16 protein-coding genes and 2 pseudogenes are annotated in these 20,600 nt (G+C 62.3%); 9 read left to right on the top strand and 9 right to left on the bottom strand.

The annotated features are described in order from the left end of the window. Positions 1-49: 49 nt before the first annotated feature. From IVB05_RS41940 to IVB05_RS41925, 4 genes and pseudogenes are all read left to right on the top strand, one after another. Complete coding sequence (locus IVB05_RS41940) at positions 50-844, top strand: ABC transporter ATP-binding protein (RefSeq protein WP_247782032.1); 795 nt, start codon at positions 50-52, stop codon at positions 842-844. Next, entirely contained in the window at positions 841-1,659 is an 819-nt protein-coding gene (locus IVB05_RS41935; protein WP_247782031.1) for an ABC transporter permease, read from the top strand. Before IVB05_RS41940 ends, IVB05_RS41935 begins: the two co-directional genes overlap by 4 nt. Positions 1,660-1,786: 127 nt before the next feature. After that, the gene (gene phaZ, locus IVB05_RS41930; protein ID WP_247782030.1) at positions 1,787-3,136 is read left to right on the top strand and encodes a polyhydroxyalkanoate depolymerase; all 1,350 of its coding nucleotides are present in this window, start codon (positions 1,787-1,789) and stop codon (positions 3,134-3,136) included. Between the two features lie 195 nt (positions 3,137-3,331). After that, positions 3,332-4,182 (top strand): annotated as a pseudogene (locus tag IVB05_RS41925) (SprT family zinc-dependent metalloprotease). Between the two features lie 109 nt (positions 4,183-4,291). Here IVB05_RS41925 and IVB05_RS41920 read toward each other — a convergent pair. After that, complete coding sequence (locus IVB05_RS41920) at positions 4,292-6,517, bottom strand: penicillin-binding protein 1A (RefSeq protein WP_247782029.1); 2,226 nt, start codon at positions 6,515-6,517, stop codon at positions 4,292-4,294. A gap of 144 nt (positions 6,518-6,661) precedes the next feature. Between IVB05_RS41920 and IVB05_RS41915 the strand changes: the two genes are divergently transcribed. Then, complete coding sequence (locus tag IVB05_RS41915; RefSeq protein WP_247782028.1) at positions 6,662-7,087, top strand: DUF1330 domain-containing protein; 426 nt, start codon at positions 6,662-6,664, stop codon at positions 7,085-7,087. A gap of 76 nt (positions 7,088-7,163) precedes the next feature. Here IVB05_RS41915 and IVB05_RS41910 read toward each other — a convergent pair whose 3' ends face one another. The 3 genes from IVB05_RS41910 to IVB05_RS41900 form a co-directional block, all read right to left on the bottom strand. Beyond that, positions 7,164-8,390, bottom strand: coding sequence for an ABC transporter substrate-binding protein (locus tag IVB05_RS41910; RefSeq protein ID WP_247782027.1), 1,227 nt, complete (start codon positions 8,388-8,390; stop codon positions 7,164-7,166). 290 nt (positions 8,391-8,680) lie between these two features. Beyond that, positions 8,681-9,907, bottom strand: a complete 1,227-nt coding sequence (locus IVB05_RS41905; RefSeq protein WP_247782026.1) for an ABC transporter substrate-binding protein — start codon at positions 9,905-9,907, stop codon at positions 8,681-8,683. Positions 9,908-10,037: 130 nt separating this feature from the next. Further along, positions 10,038-10,400, bottom strand: coding sequence for a DUF1304 domain-containing protein (locus tag IVB05_RS41900; protein ID WP_247782025.1), 363 nt, complete (start codon positions 10,398-10,400; stop codon positions 10,038-10,040). A 90-nt stretch (positions 10,401-10,490) separates the two neighbouring features. Here IVB05_RS41900 and IVB05_RS41895 point away from each other — a divergent pair. Continuing rightward, positions 10,491-11,065 (top strand): annotated as a pseudogene (locus tag IVB05_RS41895) (methylated-DNA--[protein]-cysteine S-methyltransferase). A 161-nt stretch (positions 11,066-11,226) separates the two neighbouring features. Here the strand turns inward: IVB05_RS41895 and IVB05_RS41890 are convergent. From IVB05_RS41890 to IVB05_RS41875, 4 genes are all read right to left on the bottom strand, one after another. Next, complete coding sequence (locus tag IVB05_RS41890; protein ID WP_247782024.1) at positions 11,227-11,412, bottom strand: hypothetical protein; 186 nt, start codon at positions 11,410-11,412, stop codon at positions 11,227-11,229. A gap of 340 nt (positions 11,413-11,752) precedes the next feature. Beyond that, positions 11,753-12,142 carry a response regulator gene (locus IVB05_RS41885; protein WP_247782023.1) on the bottom strand — a complete coding sequence of 130 codons (390 nt, stop codon included), beginning with the start codon at positions 12,140-12,142 and terminating at the stop codon, positions 11,753-11,755. Between the two features lie 95 nt (positions 12,143-12,237). After that, positions 12,238-12,909, bottom strand: a complete 672-nt coding sequence (locus IVB05_RS41880) for a response regulator transcription factor (protein WP_247782022.1) — start codon at positions 12,907-12,909, stop codon at positions 12,238-12,240. Then, positions 12,906-14,663 (bottom strand): PAS domain S-box protein, encoded by a 1,758-nt coding sequence (locus IVB05_RS41875; RefSeq protein ID WP_247782021.1) that lies wholly within the window; start codon positions 14,661-14,663, stop codon positions 12,906-12,908. Before IVB05_RS41875 ends, IVB05_RS41880 begins: the two co-directional genes overlap by 4 nt. A gap of 307 nt (positions 14,664-14,970) precedes the next feature. Here IVB05_RS41875 and IVB05_RS41870 point away from each other — a divergent pair, with 307 nt between their 5' ends. Further along, entirely contained in the window at positions 14,971-15,384 is a 414-nt protein-coding gene (locus IVB05_RS41870; protein ID WP_247782020.1) for a hypothetical protein, read from the top strand. Between the two features lie 758 nt (positions 15,385-16,142). On the opposite strand, the gene IVB05_RS41865 is transcribed toward IVB05_RS41870, so the two are convergent. Beyond that, positions 16,143-18,938: a [protein-PII] uridylyltransferase gene (locus IVB05_RS41865; protein WP_247782019.1), complete on the bottom strand. Its 2,796-nt coding sequence runs from the start codon at positions 18,936-18,938 to the stop codon at positions 16,143-16,145. 211 nt (positions 18,939-19,149) lie between these two features. On the opposite strand from IVB05_RS41865, the gene IVB05_RS41860 reads away from it, so the two are divergent. Further along, complete coding sequence (locus IVB05_RS41860) at positions 19,150-19,659, top strand: OsmC family protein (protein WP_247782018.1); 510 nt, start codon at positions 19,150-19,152, stop codon at positions 19,657-19,659. Between the two features lie 142 nt (positions 19,660-19,801). Next, entirely contained in the window at positions 19,802-20,596 is a 795-nt protein-coding gene (locus IVB05_RS41855; protein ID WP_247782017.1) for a hypothetical protein, read from the top strand. The last annotated feature ends 4 nt before the right edge of the window (positions 20,597-20,600 follow it).

The following is a 20,600-nucleotide window of genomic DNA, read 5'->3' as shown; positions in this document are numbered from 1 at the left end:
ACGGCTTCCCTTGCACTATCAGCCATGATGGCCCAATGAACGGGCAGTCATGGACAATAGTGAGACAGCGCCAGCGCAATCGCCCGCGGCCGGGCCGGAAAGCTCCGCCGCGATCGACGTCGCGCATCTCATAAAACTCTACAAGACCACCCGTGCGGTGGATGACGTGTCGTTCCGGATCGCGCGGGGCAGCATCACCGGCCTGCTCGGCGGCAACGGCGCCGGCAAGACCACGACGATCGCGATGATCATGGGGCTGGTGCTGCCGACCTCGGGGCGGGTCCAGGTGCTCGGTCATGCGATGCCGGAGCAAAGCGCCGAGGTGCTCGGCCGGATGAATTTCGAGAGCCCCTATGTCGACATGCCGATGCGGCTCACGGTGCGGCAGAACCTCACCATCTTCGGCCGGCTCTATGCGGTGAAGAATCTCGCCGAGCGCATCGAACAGCTCGCCTCCGACCTCGATCTCAAGGATTTCCTCGATCGCGCCAACGGTAAACTCTCGGCCGGGCAGAAGACCCGCGTCGCGCTGGCGAAGGCGCTGATCAACCAGCCGGAGCTGCTGTTGCTCGACGAGCCGACGGCCTCGCTCGACCCGGATACCGCCGACTGGGTGCGGCAGCATTTGCAGGATTTCCGCAAGACCCATGACGCCACCATCCTGCTGGCGTCGCACAACATGCTGGAAGTGGAGCGGCTGTGCGACCGCGTCATCATCATGAAGCGCGGCCGCATCGAGGATGACGACAGTCCCGACCAGATCATGGCGCGCTACAACCGCAACACGCTGGAAGAAGTGTTCCTCGATGTCGCGCGCGGGCGGGTGGCGGAGGGGACGCCATGAACGACGTCGTCACCCGTCATGGAATTTCCTGGCATCGCATCCAGGCGATGGTGCTGCGTTATTGGTATCTCCTGATGTCGTCGTGGCCGCGGCTCCTGGAACTGATCTACTGGCCGGCGCTGCAGATCATCACCTGGGGCTTTCTGCAGAACTACATTTCGCAGAACGACAATTTCTTTGCGCGTGCCGGCGGCACGCTGATCGGCGCGGTGATCCTGTGGGACATCCTGTTCCGCGGCCAGCTCGGCTTTTCGATCTCGTTCCTCGAGGAGATGTGGGCGCGCAACCTCGGCAACCTGATGATGAGCCCGCTGAAGCCGATCGAATTCCTGATCTCGCTGATGATCATGAGCCTGATCCGGCTTGCGATCGGCGTCATCCCGATGACGCTGCTGGCGCTGTTCTTCTTCGATTTCAATTTCTTCGCGATCGGCCTGCCGCTGATCGCATTCTTCTGCAACCTGATTTTCACGAGCTGGTCGGTCGGAATTTTCGTGTCCGGCCTGGTGCTGCGCAACGGGCTCGGCGCCGAGAGCATCGTCTGGACGCTGATGTTCGGCCTGATGCCGCTCGCCTGCATCTATTATCCGGCCGCGGTGCTACCCGGCTGGCTGCAATATATCGCCTGGACGCTGCCGCCGACCTATGTGTTCGAGGGCATGCGCGCGCTCCTGATCGATCATGTCTTCAGGGCCGACCTGATGGTCTGGTCGCTTGGTATCAACGCGGTGCTGTTCGTTGCCTCCTTTGCGATCTTCTTGGCCCTCTTGCGCAGTGCCAAACATCACGGATCTTTGCTCGGGGGTGGCGAATAAGTCACAGTTTCCCGTGTTTTTCCGGGGTCCCTACGCCTTTTGGCGCGTGGACATAACTAATCGGTCCATTGACGCAATATTACGCATTCTGCACTATGCTGCGGCGCAAACAGAGGTCAGAAATAAAATGCCGATTGGTGAGTTTGGCGGCGCACCGCCCCTGGTGGCCGAAGGCAGTCCGGCGCTTACGACGCCGATGTACTGGATGTACGAATTGGGCCACGCGTCGCTCAATCCGGCACGTGCCGTGACCGACGCCACCAAGATCCTGTTTCAAAACCCGCTTAATCCCTGGTCGCACACGCAGTTCGGCAAATCGATCGCCGCGGCCTGCGAATTGTTCGAACGCACCACCCGCCGTTACGGCAAGCCCGAATGGGGTCTCGACACCACCGAAGTCAACGGCGTCCGTACGCCGGTCGAAGTCCGCTCGATCTGGGAAAAGCCGTTCTGCCGTCTGCTGCATTTCGATCGCAAGCTGACCCGGCCGCTGCGCAGCCCGCATCCGCGCGTGCTGATCGTGGCGCCGATGTCCGGCCATTACGCGACGCTGTTGCGCGGGACGGTCGAGGCGTTCCTGCCGACGCATGAAGTCTACATCACCGACTGGTCCGACGCGCGGATGGTTCCTCTCACCGAGGGCCGCTTCGATCTCGATGACTACGTCGATTACATCATCGAGATGCTGCACGTGCTCGGCGGCAACATGCATGTGATCGCGGTGTGCCAGCCTTCGGTGCCCGTGGTGGCGGCGGTGTCCGTGATGGAAGCCGCGCGCGATCCCTTCGTGCCGCTGTCGATGACGCTGATGGGCGGCCCGATCGATACCCGCCGCAATCCGACCTCGGTGAACAACCTCGCGGCCGAGCGCGGCATCGAATGGTTCCGCAACCATGTCATTACCAAGGTGCCGTTCCCGCATCCCGGCGTGATGCGCGACGTCTATCCGGGCTTTCTGCAGCTCTCGGGCTTCATCACCATGAACCTCGATCGCCATACCGACGCGCACAAGTCGCTGTTCAACAATCTGGTGAAGGGCGACGGCGACATGGTCGACAAGCACCGCGAATTCTATGACGAGTATCTCGCGGTGATGGATCTGACGGCGGAGTATTACCTGCAGACCGTCGACCTCGTTTTCGTCAAGCACGCGCTGCCCAAGGGCGAGATGACCCATCGCGGCAAGCTGGTCGATCCGTCGCAAATCCGGCGCGTGGCGCTGATGACGGTGGAAGGCGAGAAAGACGACATCTCCGGGCTCGGCCAGACCGAAGCGACGCACGCATTGTGCCCGCATATTCCCGATCATCGCCGCGTGCATTACGTGCAAAAGGGCGTTGGACATTACGGTGTGTTCAACGGTTCGCGATTCCGTTCCGAAATCGTGCCGCGCATCTCCGATTTCATGATGTCGTCGGCCAATGCCAAGATTTCAGCGGCTATTACCAAGCCGACATTGGTCCGTGCAGCCGAATAGTGCCCGGCGGCATCGATTCCGAGCCGCCGATAAGTTGCTGAGATGATTCAAGCATTCCAGTTTTCGGCCGAATCAAGGGGTGAGTTCAGACTCACTTCTTGAGGCCGTTTTTGACCCCCGGTTCCAGCCAAAATTTTGGGTTCCAACCCCATCCCCTAGAGGCCATTTGCCGCCAAGCCCCTGTATATTGGGCAAATGATTTGTTTTTGCGCCGAGCAATTTAGATGCGATTTCCCTGGCGGCGGATATGGCAGAATCCGGGCGAACTCCTACTCCCCGGACTCCAAGATATGGCTACTCGCGCCCTCCTTTATCGGCGGCCCGCCGAACCCGCGACTCTTTTGGTCAAGCACGGCTCGCAAGTCTTTGCGATCCGGCTGCGGCGGCACCGCCGCGCGCGGCGTTACACCTTGCGCATTCATCCAACGGACCGCGAAGCCATCCTGACGATGCCGCCGCGCGGCACGATCATGGAAGCCAAGGATTTTGCGCAGCTTCATGGCGGCTGGATCGCCGCCCGTCTCGGCCGTTTGCCGAAGGCCGCGCCGTTTCAGGCCGGCACTGTCATACCGCTGCGCGGTGTGCCGCACCGGATCGTGCATCGCGCAGGCGAGCGCGGCACGGTGTGGACCGAAACCCGCGACAGCGGCGAGAAGGTTTTGTGCGTGGCCGGCGACGTCGACCACATGGACCGGCGCGTCCACGACTTTCTCAAGCGCGAAGCGCGCAAGGATCTGCACAAGGCATCGCTCGCCTACGCGGCGGATCTCGGTGTGCGGGTCAGGCGGGTGTCGATCCGCGACCAGTCGAGCCGCTGGGGATCGTGCACCTCGGCCGGTTCATTGTCGTATTCCTGGCGATTGATCCTCGCGCCTCCCTATGTGCTGGACTATCTCGCCGCCCATGAGGTGGCTCATCTGGTCGAGATGAATCACTCACCCAGATTCTGGCGCGTCGTCGGCCGCATCTGCGACCATGTCGAACGCGCCAAGCGCTGGCTCGACACCTACGGCAACGACCTGCATCGTTACGGGGTCGAGGATTAGGCCTCAATCGTAGCCCGGGTGGAGCGAAGCGAAACCCGGGGACGGTCTCGAATGCAGCTAACCCTGTTCCCGGATTGCGCTTCGCTCCATCCGGGCTACTGGCGCCGCCCTACCTTCCAAACAGCCGATCTACCAGCCAGCCATCGAGCCCTGCTGCGGCTTCCGGCCGCGCCGATGGATTCGGCGGCGGCGCCGAAGTTCTTGCCGGCGGTGGCCGGTATCCGCCGCTCTGTGGGACCGGCGCCGACGGCTGCGGCTCGGCGCTGGTCTGCGACGCGGTCTGGAACAGGTTCGACATGAAGCCGCCGCGCTGCGCGTTCGGCAAACCGGCCACCGGAACGCCCTGATGCGCTGACCGCATGAAGCGGGTCCAGACTTCCACCGGCAGGCCGCCGCCGGTCGCCTTCCTGGTCGGCGAATTGTCGTCATTGCCGAGCCAGACGCCGGTGACGAGGTTGGCCGTATAGCCGATGAACCAGGCGTCGCGGAAATCCTGGCTGGTGCCGGTCTTGCCGGCCGCCATCCAGCCCGGAATCTCCGCCTTGCGCGCGGTGCCGCTTAAGAGCGTTTCCTGCATCATCGTGTTCATCATCGCGACATGGCGCGGCTCGATCACCTGGCCGAGCTGATCGGGCTGCCGCGCATACAGCAGCTTGCCCTCACTGGTGCGGATCTTGGTCACGACATGCGGGGAGACGCCGAGACCGCCATTGGCAAACGGCGCATAGGCCCCAACAAGCTCGATGACGGACACTTCCGAGGTGCCTAGCGCGATCGAGGGATTGGCCTCGAGTTTTGATGAAATGCCGAGCCGGTGCGCGGTCCGCACCACGTTCTTCGGTCCGACTTCGAGGCCGACCCGCACCGCGACCGTGTTGAGCGACATCGCCAGCGCCTGTGTCAGCGTCACCGCGCCGAAATATTCATGGGTGTAGTTCTCCGGCCGCCAGCCCTTGAGGTCGAGCGGCGCGTCCTGGCGGATCGATTCCGGCGTCAGGCCGCCTTCGATCGCCGTCAGATAGATGAACGGCTTGAACGCCGAGCCGGGCTGGCGTTTGGCCGTCACGGCGCGGTTGTACTGGCTGTCGGCATAGTTCCGCCCGCCCACCATCGCGCGCACCGCGCCCTCGGGCGTCATCGCCACCAGCGCGCCCTGCGTGACGTTGAACTTCACGCTCTTGGCGGCGAGCTCGTCGATGATGGCGGCTTCCGCGACACTCTGCAGCTTCGGATCGATCGTGGTTTCGACCACGATGCTCTGGTCGATCTGGCCGACGAGATCGTCGAGCACCTCGCCAATCCAGTCGGCGACGTAATTGACCGTGCCGGCGCCGGCCGGCTTCACTTTGTACGAGGGATGTCCGATCGAGGCCTTGGCCTGCGCGGCGCTGATGAATTTGGACTCCGCCATCGCCGCGAGCACGATCTGAGCGCGCGCTTCCGCGCCTTCGGGGTTGCGGTTCGGCGCCAGCCGCGACGGCGACTTGACGAGGCCCGCCAGCATCGCGGCCTCCGCGACCGTGACGTTCTTGGCGGATTTGCCGAAATAGCGCTGCGAAGCCGCCTCGACGCCATAAGCGCCGGAACCGAAATAGACGCGGTTGAGATAGAGCTCGAGAATTTCGTTCTTGGAGTGCTTGCGCTCCAGCCACAGCGCCAGCTCCACTTCCTGCAGCTTGCGCGCCATCGTGCGTTCCTGGGTCAGGAACAGGTTTTTGGCGAGCTGCTGCGTCAGCGTCGAGCCACCCTGCGACACGCCCCGATGCACGACGTTGGCAACCGCGGCGCGCGCAATGCCGACGGGGTCGATGCCGTAATGCGAATAGAAGCGACGGTCTTCGATGGCGATGAAGGCCTTCGGTAGATAGGGCGGCAGGTCCTTCAGCGCGACATTGGTGCCGGCCATTTCGCCGCGCGAGGCCATCAGGCTGCCGTCAACACCGACAATCTGAATCGTCGGCGGACGCTTTGGAATTTCCAGCGACTGAATCGCGGGCAAATGTGCGCCGACCCAGACCACGACGCCGATGATCGCGATCGCCGCCCACAGGCCAAGCACCGCGCCCCAATAGATCAGCCGGCCGAACCTGAACCGGCCGCGCGATTTCGCACGCCGCCTGGCGCCGCCTCTCGCCGCGCGCGGCTTGCGCTCGCGCGGCGGCGGCTCGTCGTCGTCCTCTTCGTGCTTGCGCTTGGGCACTGACTTCTTTGGTTTTTCTTCGTCGACGGCGGCTGGGATGCGATCCTCCGGTGAAAGCCGCAAGTCCGCGAGCGCTGCCGGAAGCCCAAACAGCGGTTCCCTGCGTCCGCCGCTCTTTTTCCGTCCCCACGCCATGACAAACGCCGTTCACACCCGTCCTGCTGCAGGCTAGCGGGGGCTGTTTAAGGGTCGGTTACGGAAAGGTTAATGCAGGATTAGGAGGTGCGGCGGGGCGTGTTAGGATTGGCGCCTGCGACAGCGTTTTCAGGGAAAAGCCGCATGGGCCATATCGATCCGACCAGGGAAGTGTTCGCGCAATTCAAGGCCAATGACCGGCCGGGCCCCATCCACATGCTCAATCTGGTTCGCTTACGCGCGCAGGCCGCCTATCCCGATGGCCGCAAGGCGACCGGCGCGGAAGCCTACGCGGCCTATGGGCGCGAAAGCGGCCCGGTGTTCGAGCGGCTCGGCGGCCGCATCGTCTGGCAGGGCAGGTTCGAACTGATGCTGATCGGGCCCGAGGCGGAGCGCTGGGATCACTGCTTCATCGCCGAATATCCTGATGTCGCGGCCTTCGCCGAGATGATCCGCGATCCCGTCTACCGCGAAGCTGTCAAGCACCGCCAGGCCGCGGTCGAGGATTCCCGCCTGATCCGGCACGCGGTGCTGCCGGTCGGCAAGACGTTCGGCGAGATACCGAAGTAGCGTTCAAAAAAATCGGCGGCCCCGAGGGGCCGCCGATCGCTTCTTTCCGCCGATCGTTTCGATGGGGTCGCCGGGCCTAGCCCGCAGGACCTGCGTCCTCGAGGATCGGGCCGAACATTTCCCAGCGCTCGCCGTTGAACTTCATCATCTGCAACTGCTTGTTGACGCGATAATCGTCCGGCGTGGTGTTGACCGAGATACCCGGCAGCAGCAGGTCGAGCTGAACGTTCTTCAGGCTGGTGGCCTGTTTCAACACGTTCTCGCGGGTCAGATTGTCGCCGCATGCCTTCAGCACATGGATCAGCAATTGCGTGGTCATGTAGCCGTAGGAGTTGAAGCTCGAATCCTTGTCGCCGTCCGGATAGTACTTCGCCATGAACTCGAAATACTTCTTCATGCCCGGGTCGTCCTTCCAGGTCGGATCGAGTGGATCCTTGCCGTAGTTGACGCTGATCACGCCCTTGGAGGCTTCGAGGCCCGCCGGCTTCATCACGGCGCCGACCGAGGTGGCGTTGATGTCGAGGATGTGCACCGGCTTCCAGTTGAGCTCGTGGATCTTCTTGATCGCCTGCGCCGCCGGCTTCGGCGTCGTCGCCGAGAAGAACAGGTCCGCGCCGGCGTCCTTGATCTTGAGGATTTGCGAATCGATGGTCGGATCGGAGACTTCGTAGGAGGCTTCCGCCACCACCATCTTCGCGGCCTTGTCGCCGAGGCCGGCCTTGATGCCGTTCAGGTAATCCTTTCCGAGGTCGTCGTTCTGATAGAGGATTCCGACCTTGGCGTTCGGATATTCTTTCAGGATGTACTGGCCGTAGATGCGCCCCTCGACGAAGTAGTTGGGGTTGAAGCCCATCGTCCACGGAAAATTCTTCGGGTCGGTGAACTTCGACGCGCCGGTCGCGGCGAACAGCTGCGGCACCTTCTTGACGTTGAGATACTTCTGCACCGCCGCGTTCGAGGGCGTGCCGAGGAGTTGGAAGGTGAGCAGCACCTCGTCGCTCTCGACCAGCTTGCGCACCTGCTCGACCGCCTTGGGCGGCGAATAGGCGTCGTCATACTGGACCAGATTGATCTTGCGGCCGTTCACGCCGCCCTGGTCGTTGATCATCTTGATGTAGGCCGCCTGGGTCTTGCCGATCGTGGCATAGGAGGAGGCGGGGCCGCTGAATGGATTGGTCTGACCGATCTTGATCTCGGTGTCGGTCGCGCCGGTATCGTATTTTTTCTGCGCGGACGCCGTCGAGACCGACAGCGCAAGCGCGAACGCCGTGCCGGTCGCCAGATGGAAAATACCCTTCCTCATAATGCTGCATTCCTCATGTGTTTTATGATTGAGCCGATGATCTTCCCGCGAGCTTCATTTTGCCGGCGGACGTCATCGCTGCCACAATAGTGGCGGAAGCCATGTTGCAATGCAAGGCATCGAAAACCCGGATAATTTCGGGATCGAGTTCCGCCTGCTCAAAAAGAATCCATTGCGTGCGCCAGCCGCAAAATGATGCACGGCCCGCGCGGGCGTTGCGGGGTTCAAAACAAGAGCCGCCGGCATCGCAGGTGATGCCGGCGGCTTCTGTCTTGAATCAGGGCAGGGTGCTAACCGGCCGGGCCGGCATCCTCGATGATCGGGCCGAACAGTTCCCAGCGCTCGCCGTTGAATTTCATCATCTGCATCTGCTTGTTGATGCGGTAGTCGGTAGGCGAAGTATTGATGACCATGCCAGGTAGCGACAGGCTGCCAACAACGTTCTTCAGGCTGGTTGCCTGCTTCATGATGTTTTCGCGGGTGAGATCGTCGCCGCATTGCTGCAGAATATGCACCAACAGCTCCGCGGTCCCATAGCCGTAAATGTTGACCGTGTTTTGCTTGTCGCCTTCAGGATAATATTTGTCCATGAAGGCGAAATAGGCCTTCATGCCGGCATCGTCCTTCCACTGCGGATCGCCCGGATCCTTGCCGTAGTTGGTTGAGATGATGTCCTTTGAAATATCGAGGCCAGCGGGCCTGAGCGTCGCGGAGACCGGGCTCGCATTGATGTCGAGGATGTGGACCGGTTTCCAGCCGAGGTCGGCAACCTTCTTGATGGCCTGGGCGGCAAATTTGGGCGTCGAAGCGTCGTAGAGCAGGTCGGCGCCGGCTGCTTTCAATTTGACGATCTGCGAGTCGATGGTCGGATCGGTCAGCTCATAGGAGGTTTCGGCGACGATCATCGACGCGGCCTTGGCGCCGAGGGCTTCCTTCAGGCCGGTGACATAATCGCGGCCGAGATCGTCGTTCTGATAGAGGATGCCGATCTTGGCGTTGGGGTGGTTCTTCAGAATGTACTGCCCGTAGATACGCCCCTCGGACTGGTAGTTGGGATTGTAGCCCATCGTCCAGGGGAAGTTCTTCGGGTCGGTGAATTTCGATGCACCGGTCGCCGCCAATAGCTGCGGCACCTTCTTCGAATTGAGATATTTCTGGACGGCGGCGTTCGACGGCGTGCCGATAATCTGGAAGGTGAGCAGCACCTCGTCGCCCTCGACCAGCTTGCGAACCTGCTCGACGGCCTTCGGCGGCGAGTAGGCGTCGTCATACTGAATGAGGTTGACCTTGCGGCCGTTGATGCCGCCCTTTTCGTTGATCATCCGCATATAGGCAGCCTGCGTCTTGCCGATGCCGGCATAGGCCGACGCCGGGCCTGAGAATGGAACGGTCTGGCCGATCTTGATCTCGGTGTCGCTCGCGCCGGTATCGTACTTCTTCTGCGCGCTTGCGGATGTCGCCGATAGCGCGATCGCAACCGCCGCGCCTGCAAGCAGATGAAGAATGCCACTTCTCATGTCGCTGCCTCCGTTGTGTTGACCGATGATCGTGTCCGGTCATCGGTTCGGATGGCCAGCCGTCATCGTTGCCAGCGAGTGTGGCGGAACGGATTTGGCAACGCAAGGCAGTGACGGAAAGGTGAACCTCTCAAGCCAGCCAGAGCAGGACCAAAGCGAGCGCCGCGGGCGCGGCCTGCACGTAGAGGATCCGGCGGCTGACGGTCGCCGCGCCATAGGCGCCTGCCACGATCACGCAGAGCAGAAAGAACACCTTGATCTGGAAGGCGAAGCCCGGATTGGGGTGGAGCAGGCCCCAGACGAGGCCCGCGGCGAGGAAGCCGTTATACAGGCCCTGGTTGGCGGCCAGCACCGCAGAATCCCTTGCCTTCTCGATTTCGTTGCGGAAGACCTTCAGGCCCAGCGGCTTGTCCCAGAGAAACATCTCCAGCACGAGAAAGAACACATGCAGCGCGGCAACCACCGCGACCAGAAAATTGGCGATGAAGATCATGTTGCGGCCCCCCAACCGGCAGCGGAATTCGGGTGGACGCTAGCACGGCACGCGTGAAAAGTGCGGGACGCCTGCCGATATTTTTCAGGAATGACGATGCCAGAGAGCTTCAACCTCGACCGCCTGCCAACGCCCATCGGGACGGCGCTATTGGTCAGCGATGCGGACGGCCTGCTCCGCGCGCTGGACTGGGAGGATTATGAGCCACGCATGAAGCAGTTGCTGCGCCTGCATTATGGCGCGGTGAATTTGAAGAACGCTCGGGCGCCGCGCGAGCTGCGTGCCGCATTGACCGGCTATTTCAAGGGCGACCTCGACCGTCTCGCCGCGATCGAATGGCGCGTTGCCGGCACGCCGTTCCAGCAAATGTCTGGAACGCGTTGCCCCGGATTCCCGCAGGCACGACGCTGAGCTATGGGGCGCTCGCCGCGAAGCTCAGGATGCCCAAAGCCGTTCGCGCCGTCGGCCACGCCAACGGCTCCAATCCGATCAGCGTCGTCCTGCCCTGTCACCGCCTGATCGGCGCCAACGGGTCGCTGGTGAAGTACGGCGGTGGGCTGGAGCGCAAGCGCTGGCTGTTGCAGCACGAGGGCGCTCGGATTCAAAAAAGGGACGGGTCGATCAAGCGGCTGGGGGGTGTGCTTGAGGGCCCGTCACAAGTTTAATCGAGACTTCAGCTAATCGAGGCTTCGTGTGTTTCGCATGTCCCGCACGATATAGATGAACACAAGAATTGTGGGTGCCCAGGCCAGTATCGCGCCCACCAGCATCGCATACACTGTCGTCATGATCGCTCCTTGGGCGTCCGCTCCACCCCGTGGCCGGATCAGCTTCTTCCCGTGACCGACGGCTCGGGGCATTTGTAGAGCCATTTCCAATAGGCCCGGTTGCGCTCCAGCTGCCGCCGGTAGATCTCGCGGCACTTCGTCGAGCAGAACTGTTCGAAGTACCAGCTGCGCCGAACCAGCCCGAAGGGGCGCTTGCATTCCGGATTTCCGCAGCAATTGGTCATGACGCGACCTCCGCATTCGTACGTCGTATCCAGCGAATGAAATTCTCGTGACCCTTGTCGAGACAGAAGCGTCCGCAGTAGCGTTCACGTACAGGATCCCGCAGCGAGATGATTTTCGGGGCCTCACTGTCGCAATGAGAGCAGCGCGGTTCTAAAAGCATGGCGACCTCCTTCTGAGGAATTGCCACTTGCCGATCAAAATGTGATGCATTGCTGCCGCCTCGTTCTCTCGAGGAGCGACAATGCGAAGTCTCGCGCCGCCACCCTGTTTATTCAACCTGTCTAGATGTTTGGCGAGATCATCCTTGCGTATAGACGGCTCGCGCAGCGCCGGATCGGCTCATTTGCTCGCTGCCGCGCCGTTCTGAGCCAGCGCGGTTTCGAGGCATTCGATCAGGGTCTCCCCGTCGAATGGTTTGCTCAGGAAGCAGGTTGCTCCCGCCTTCAGGGCCCGGTCGCGATCGCTTTCGACGGAAAAGGCCGTGACGAAAATGAAGGGAAAGGTCCGGCCCTTGGCCAGCAGGTGGGCTTGCAGATCGAGCCCGCTCATCTCCGGCATTCTGACATCGGTTATCACGCACGATGTTTCGTTGAGGTGGGGCGATCGCAGGAAATCTCCGGCCGAGGCAAAAGTATGGACGACGTAGCCAAGCGACCTGACGAGATTCCGGGTGGCGGCGCGAACCGAGTCATCATCGTCGATGATCGATATGACTGATGGATTGGACAAGGAGTTTTTTTCCTGGAGGCGACCAGAGGCTGTCCTTTGCCGTGCCGTCGCGTAACGGGCAGAGTGCGCCGCAAATCACGGTCGGAGAATCATACTTAGGTTTGCGGCCCGCGGGATGCGGGCCCGATCCCGAGCATCTCGGCCATTCTCACCAGATCGGGCAGAGATTTCGCGGTCATTTTTCGCATGATGTGCCCGCGGTGTATCTTCACGGTGATCTCGGCAATGCCGATTTCGGCGGCAATCTGCTTGTTCATGAGGCCGGTCGTGACCAGCGCCATCACCTCCCGTTCCCGCGGGGTCAGGGTCGCGAAACGAGCATGCAGGCCGGAGAGCATCCTGGCTTCGTCGCGGCTAACCCGGTCGCGTTCGATTGCCGTCGTTACGGCATCCAGCATGTCCTGGTCGCGGAATGGTTTGGTCAGGAAGTCGACGGCTCCGGCCTTCATCGCCCTGACCGTCATCGGGATATCGCCGTGACCCGTCATGAAGATGATCGGAATGCGGATATCGGCCTTCGCCAGCTCGGCCTGGAAGTCGAGGCCGCTCAACCGGGGCAGCCTGATGTCGAGGATCAGGCAGCCGGCAACGTTCGGAAGCGTGCTCTGCAGAAACTCGTGAGCCGAACCGAACACTTCGACCCGCAAGCCCACCGACCGGAAAAGATTGCTCAGTGCGTCACGCACCGATGCGTCGTCGTCGATAACGAAGACGACCGGTTCCTCGGCGCCTGCGACGGTGGAAGGCGATGCTGGGCGACCGGTCACGTACTGTCCTCCTGATGCAATGGCAAGGTGAACTGAAACGTCGCGCCGGGGCCGGCATTGCCGGAGGCCGATAGCCGCCCTCCGTGTGCGCTGACGATCGAGCGGCAGATCGACAGGCCCATGCCCATGCCGCTGGATTTGGTGGTGAAGAAGGCTTCGAACAGCCGATCGGCATTCTCAGTGGCCACGCCGACACCACAGTCGCTTACCGTAACCAGAATTTGGCGGGTCTCATCATCCTGTCGCGTCCTGATCACCAGATCGCGCGGCCGGTCCTTGACCGGCTGCATCGCTTCAACCCCGTTGATGACGAGGTTGAGGATGACTTGCTGCAGCTGGATCCGGTCGGCGAGGACCGGGGGGAGGGCGGGGGCAAGTTCCAGCCGCAGCGCCACCCGATGGCTGAACAGCTCATGCTGCACGAAGCTGATGACCTCGTTGACGACGTTATTGATCTGGAGCGGCGCCTTCTGATCGGCCGTCTTGTCCACGAGCGCACGGACGCGCTGGATCACTTCACCCGCCCGATTACCGTCCGCGACGATCGATTGCAGGGTGCTGCGCGCTTCTTTCAGGTTGGCGGGCTCGCGGTCGAGCCAGCGCAGGCATGCGGCGGCATTGGTGACGACGGCGGCGAGCGGCTGGTTCACTTCATGGGCGATCGACGCGGCGAGCTCGCCCAGCGCAGTCACGCGCGTGACATGCGCGAGGTTTGCCTGCGCTTCATGCAGCTCTGTCTCGGCTCGCTTGCGGGAGGTGATGTCCGTCACCGCCCCGACAAATTCGATGTCGCCCGACGCATCTGTCACGGCATGCGCGGCGGCATGGACATGTTTGACCGAGCCATCGGGCATCAGCAATCGATATCCGTGCACGAAGTCTTTGCCGTCGCGGGACGCGCGGTCGATGGTCTGTTGCACGCGCGCACGATCATCCGGATGAATACGCTGCATCACCGTGGCGAGCTTGATAGAGGAGGCCTTGTCGTAGCCAAATATTCTGAATGTTTCCTCCGACCAAATGATTTCGCCGCTGGCGACACGCCAGCCGAAGCTGCCGGTGCGGCTCAATCGCTGGGCTTCGGCCAGATACATTTCACTCTGCCGCAAGGCATTTTCAGCCCCCTTGCGTTCGGTAATGTCCTCGCATGCGATCAGCACGATCAATTGATTGTCCAGCCGCCGTACGGCCTTGGCGTTTTCACGAACCCAGAGCGACGAACCGTCCTTGCGAACCTTGCAGATCTCCCAGCTATGGGTTTGGCCGATATTCTTCAGGCATATGGCAACGTTGCTCTGGGCCACATGTTGCTCTTCGGCAGGAAAGACTTTCAACACGGATTGCCCGAGCAATTCGCTGACGGCGTAGCCAAGTTGTGCGGCGCCGAATGTGTTGACGGACAGGACGGTGCCGGCCGCGTCGACCATGAAATACATTACCGGGTTGTGCTCGAACACCTCCTTCCATTGCGCTTCGCTGTGACGCAGCGCTTCTATCGCGTGTTGTTCGGCTTTTGTCCGGCCGTGGAGCACGGCTTCCATCTGCCTGCGGGCAGTGCCCACCCGGCGCATCATGATCAGTGAGGCGAGAAGCGAGGCGATCAGCAATACGACGGCGGTCAAATAGGCCGGGGCCGCCGGTGCGGGGCCGAGAACGAGCCAGATGAAAGCCGCCGCAGCCAACGCCAGCACCATGCCGCCCAGCAGCCATTGCTCGGCCGAGCGCCAGGATTTCATCGTCTGGTTACGCATCATAGGCAGCACAAAAGGCCTGGCCATCCCGGGCCGGCGCTGCGTCGCTAGGTGATCACCATCATCAGCGGCGACAACGTCGCCCTCCTAACATGCCGCATACTAGCAGCTTTTGGACGTCCGGAAGGGTATAAAGATCCGGGCGGTCCCTGCGTGCGCCGATGCGCCTCTCGGGAGCGTCTACCACCCGCCGCGGCCCGGATCGCGATCCCAAACCTAGGTATGATCCTGCCAACCGAATGTAATGTGTGGATCAACCTCCGTTCAATGGTCCGTTTGGTTTCAATGATGAAGCCTGTCGGGTAACCTGATGGCACAATATTTTCTGGAATTGCCCTGCGGGAAAGGCCTTTACGCGAGACCTTCAACCGGACGTCTCGCCGACCGCAAACATCTCGTTGCAGTTGTCAAACCCGTAACCCGGCGCTCGCCGACCGCAAATTTGGGGATTGATATGCCGAAAGCACGCCTGCATTTGATCTGTTGCTCCGATGACATCGGACCCGAGGCAAGGCGCCGGAGATCGGACCGCAGCTTCCGACCTTCCGTGATCGATGGTGGCAAGCGGGCAATCGCCGTGCCGGCAGGGGACCCATGGCAAGCTTTGCTCGAACTGTTCGATCTGGGTCTTCTGGTTTCCCAGACAAATTATCTTGCCTTCGTGGCGGCGAGCCTGACAGCTCTCGAGCATTACGGTTGGGGCGATCCAAAACAGACCAACTAGATCGCGATAGTGATTTGCCTCGCATGCAAGCGCAATCTCGCTCAAGCGCATGCGACAAAGCAACACGACGGGCAAATCACCAAAAGTCTGTCCAGCCCTCCTTGCAAAAATATTCCGCTTAACTTGCAGGCCAAATCAGCGGCATAACCCCGCCCGTCTCACGGCAGATGAGGGGCGTTGGCCATCGTCACGAACGTGCGGTGAGATGCGATGGACGCGAGAGCTGCGACTGACGTGTGTGGCTCGAGCGTACGGCGAAGTCGTGTGGTCCTGACGCCGCGGTGCTGGCGTTAAGTTGCGTGGGGTCCATTCCCTGCGCAGCGACGGTGGCAAGAAAGCCGTTCACCGGGGAGAGCTCGAAGTAAGCCGTAAAGCCATTGCGCAGGGAAGGCCGGAGTGTTTCCGCTGAACCTGTATGCTCGTGTGCGCGTTCTCTGTGCGCCATTGCACGCGAGACCGCGGGTGCAGCGTGCACCCGGTCTTCCCTGCGCCCTCTGATTGGAGAGGGTGGGAAGTTATCCAGCAAACCTCGGACGCAATGCGTCGCGAGATCGCGAAACTATATCCACGTCAGTGCGAGCGCAGCGAAGCAATCCACCTCTCCACTTGCCGCGCCATGGATTGATTCGCTGCGCTCGCAATGACGATCCAGAGACGTTAGTCGATCGTAGGATGGGTGGAGCGCAGCGATACCCATCGCCACCCGCACCGGCATTGATGGGTATCGCTTCGCTCCACCCATCCTACAGGACTGCGTGTCACGCCGCCGGCTGCGCGACGTTGTCTTCGCTGGAGAGCAGATGAATCAGCGCGCTCTTGATCGCGGCCTGCCGGGTCGGCGCGGTGATCTGGGCGCCGAGCAAATCCGTCACGTAGAACACGTCGCGGGCGCGTTCGCCGAAGGTCGCGACATGGGCGGAGGCAATGTTGAGGTTGAGTTTCGAGATCGCGGTCGTGAGCTGATACAACAGGCCGGGGCGGTCGAGGCCGGAAACCTCGATCACGGTGTAGCGGTCCGACCACTGATTGTTGATGGTGACCTCCGGCTCGACCACGAAGGCGCGCACCTTGCCGCGGTTGGCCGCCTTGCGGGCCACCACTTCGGGCAGCCGCAGCTTGCCTTCCAGCACCTGCTCGATCATCTCGCCGATGCGGGTGGCGCGCCGTCCCTCGTCCTCGTCGCGGTCGTACTCCCTGGAGATCGCGATGGTGTCGAGTGCGCGCCCGTCGGTGGTCGTGTAGATCTGCGCGTCGACGATGTTGGCGCCGGCGGATGCGCAGGCGCCTGCAATGATCGACAGCAGCCACGGATGGTCGGTCGCCAGGATCGTCAGTTCGGTGACACCGCGCGCTTCATCGAAACCGACATTGATCGCGAGCTGGTGGCCGGCCTGTTCGCTGGCGCGGATGAAGCGCGCCTGGCGGATTTTTCGTTGCAGGTCGACCTTGAGCCAGTAGGCGGGATAGTGCCGCCCGATATAGGCGTTGAGCTCAGCTTCCGGCCACTCGTTGAACGCGGCGCGGAATTCGGATTGCGCTACCGCGATGCGCTGGGCGCGGTTCACTTCCGAGAAGCCGCCGGTCAGCGCCGGCTCGGTCTCATAATACAGCGTGCGCAGCAACTGCGCCTTCCAGCCGTTCCACACACCGGGGCCGACGCCCCTGATGTCGGCGGTGGTCAGGATGGTCAAAAGCTTCATCTGCTCGACGGACTGTACGACCGCGGCAAAATTCTCGATCGTCTTGCGGTCCGAGAGGTCGCGCGACTGCGCCACCGTGGACATCGTCAGATGCTCTTCGATCAGCCATGCTACCAGCTCGGTGTCGGCGGTGTTGAAGCCGAGCCGCGGGCACAATCGCCGCGCCACTCTGGCGCCCGCGACCGAATGATCCTCCGGCCGGCCCTTGGCGACGTCGTGCAGCAGCGTGGTGATGTAGATCACCGCGCGATGCTCGGGGCGGATCTTGCGGAACAGGTCGCTTGCGACCGTGAACTCGTCATTGCCGCCGCGCTCGATCTCCTGCAGGAAGCCGACGCATCGTATCAAATGTTCGTCCACCGTATAATGGTGATACATGTTGAACTGCATCATCGACACGATCTTGCCGAAGGCGCGGATGAAGTGACCGAGCACGCCGGTCTCGTTCATGCGCCGCAGCACGATCTCCGCGTTGTCGGAAGTCAGGATATCCATGAACAGCCGGTTGGCTTCCGGATTTTCGCGAAGCTGGGTGTTCACCAGTTTCAGCGAGCGCGTCACCGTGCGCATCGCATCGGGGTGGAAGGCGAGGTTGTTCTTCTGCGCCAGCTGGAAGATCCGGATCAGATTGACCGGGTCGTGCTTGAAGACGTCGGGCGCGGCGAGGTTGATGCGGTTGTTGTCGATGATGAAGTCGTCGCTGTCGGGCACCCGCCGCCGCTTGGTGCCCGGCCGCAGCCGCGCCACCATGCGGCTCAAGACCGGCGCCGGCTTGGCCTGCTCGTCTTCCAGCTTGGCGCACAGGATCGCGGTCAGGTCGCCGACGTCCTTGGCGACCAGGAAGTAGTGCTTCATGAAGCGTTCGACATCCTGCATGCCGGGATGCGAAGTATAGCCGAGCCGGACCGCGATCTCGCGCTGCATGTCGAACGACAGCCGCTCTTCGGCGCGCCCCGAGACGAAATGCAAATTGCAGCGCACCGACCACAGGAAGTCGGCGCAGCGGCGGAAGGTGCGGTACTCCTGCGCGTCGAACACGCCGCGTTCGACCAGCTCGTCGGTCTCGCGCACGCGGTAGACGTATTTGGCGATCCAGAACAGGGTGTGCAGGTCGCGCAATCCGCCCTTGCCGTCCTTGACGTTGGGCTCGACCAGATAGCGCGATTGCCCGGCGCGACGGTGGCGTTCTTCGCGCTCGGCGAGTTTGGCGGTGACGAATTCGGAAGCCGTGCCCTGCACGACGTCCTTGTCGAACCGCGCGACCAGTTCGTCATAGAGCGGCTGGTCGCCGGTCAAAAATCGCGTCTCCAGGATCGCGGTGCGGATCGTCATGTCGCCGCGCGCCTGGCGGATACATTCGTCGACCGAGCGCGTGGCGTGGCCGACCTTCAATCCCAGGTCCCACAGGCAATACAGAATGGCTTCCGCGACCTGCTCGCCCCAGGCGGTCTGCTTGTAGGGCAGGATGAACAGCAGATCGATATCGGATTCCGGCGCCATCAGCCCGCGGCCGTAACCGCCGGTGGCGACCACGGCCATGCGCTCGGCGCCGGAGGGCACATGCGAGCGATAGAGATGCCGTGTGGCAGCCGAGTAGAGGATGCGGATGATTTCGTCCTGCATGAAGCACAGCCGCTCCGCGCAGCGGCGGCCGTGGCGATCCTTCAGCAGCACGGCCTGCGCGGTCGCGCGCGCCGCGATCATCTCGGCTTTCAGGAGTTGCGCCAGCGCCGAGCGAAACACGTCCTCGCGGCCGGCGTGTTTTTCGGCCAGGGCATCGACCGCCGCGGTGATCCGCGCGGTATCGAAACGTTCATCCGCTCCGGAGCGGTCCTCAGTCACGACGCTATCCATGATCTATCCCGATATCGGACGGCGCTGGGGCTGTCACGGGCGATTGTACGGTCAAATCAAAGCTATGCCGCCGGGTGCGCGAATGCCAGCCATAACCTGTTGGAAAAACGTGGATTTCCCATGCCGCATGGGTCGGCCGGCGGGAGACCGTGATGACAGCGCGCCGATAGCCCTTTATATCCGATGCACAAACAAAAGTCGGGAGAACAAAATGGACGCCGCCGAACTCCGCGCGATGCAGGCCCCGATCAAGGAACGCTACAAGTCCGACCCCTCGGCCGCGGTCATTACGTTGAAGGCCAAGGGCTCGATCGACAATGAAGGCATCGCCTGCAAGGTAGAGACCGGCCGCGCGCTGGCGGTAGCCGGCCTGCACCCCGCCACCGGCGGCTCCGGCCTGGAGCTCTGCTCCGGCGACATGCTGCTGGAAGCCCTCGTCGCTTGCGCCGGCGTGACGCTGAAGTCGGTGGCAACCGCCGTCGACGTTCCGCTCAGAAGCGGCACCGTCATCGCCGAAGGCGATCTGGATTTTCGCGGCACGCTCGGCGTCGACAAGGAAGCTCCGGTCGGCTTCGAGGAGATTCGCCTGCGCTTCGAGGTGGGAACCGACGCGCCGCAGGACAAGCTCGACCTGCTGTTGAAACTCACCGAACGCTATTGCGTGGTCTATCAGACCATCAGGAACGGCCCGAAGGTCTCGGTGTCGATGAAGCGGGTGTGAGGCAATCTCGGTGTCGTCCCTGCGAACGCAGGGACCCATAACCACTGACGCCAATGGGTGCGGGAAGTACCAACCCACACCTCCCGAACTCGAGAAGCCTCGGCGTATGGGTCCCTGCTTTCGCAGGGACGACGGATAGACCATGTCCCCCGAACTCACCTTTATCCTCACGCTCGGCCTGCGCATGGCGATCACGGCGGCGTTCGTGGTGACGGCTTCCATCGTCACTGAGCGCTCGGGCCCGGTGATCGGCGCGCTGATCGCGACGCTGCCGATCTCGGCGGGGCCGTCCTACGTATTCCTCGCGCTCGATCATGACGCCGCCTTCATCGCCGAGGGTGCGCTGGCGAGCCTGCCGATCAACGCCGCGACGATCTTCCTTGGCCTCACCTATGTCGTGCTGGCGCAGCGCCACGGCGCGCTGCTCAGTTGCTTCGCGGCGGTAGCCGTGTGGCTGTCGCTCGCTGCGATCATCCGCTCGGTGCAATGGTCGTTGGCCGGCGGGCTGATCGCCAATGTCATCGCTTACGCCATCTGCGTCCCGCTGCTCGCCCGCTATCGCCACGCCAAAATGCCGCCGATCAGGCGCCGCTGGTACGACATTCCGCTGCGCGCATCGCTGGTCGCAACGCTGGTGGCGACGGTCGTCACGACGTCGAGCTGGGTCGGACCCAAGGTAAGCGGCATGATCGCGCTGTTCCCGGTCGTGTTCACCTCCATGATGCTGATCCTGCACCCGCGCATCGGCGGCCCGCCGACCGCGGCCGTGCTCGCCAACAGCGCCTGGGGATTGATCGGCCTCGGCATCGCGATTGCGGTGCTGCATGTCGCCGCGCAGCAGTTCGGTTCGGCGATTGCGTTGAGCCTGGCGCTGGCAACCTGCGTGGGATGGAATCTCAGCCTGTGGTGGCTGGGGCGGAGGAAGGCGGCGCGTTGAAGCG

It is taken from the genome of Bradyrhizobium sp. 170, assembly GCF_023101085.1.
Classification (GTDB): domain Bacteria; phylum Pseudomonadota; class Alphaproteobacteria; order Rhizobiales; family Xanthobacteraceae; genus Bradyrhizobium.
The sequence above is the reverse complement of the archived record's forward strand: the minus strand, read 5'-3'. Positions and strand labels throughout refer to the sequence as shown.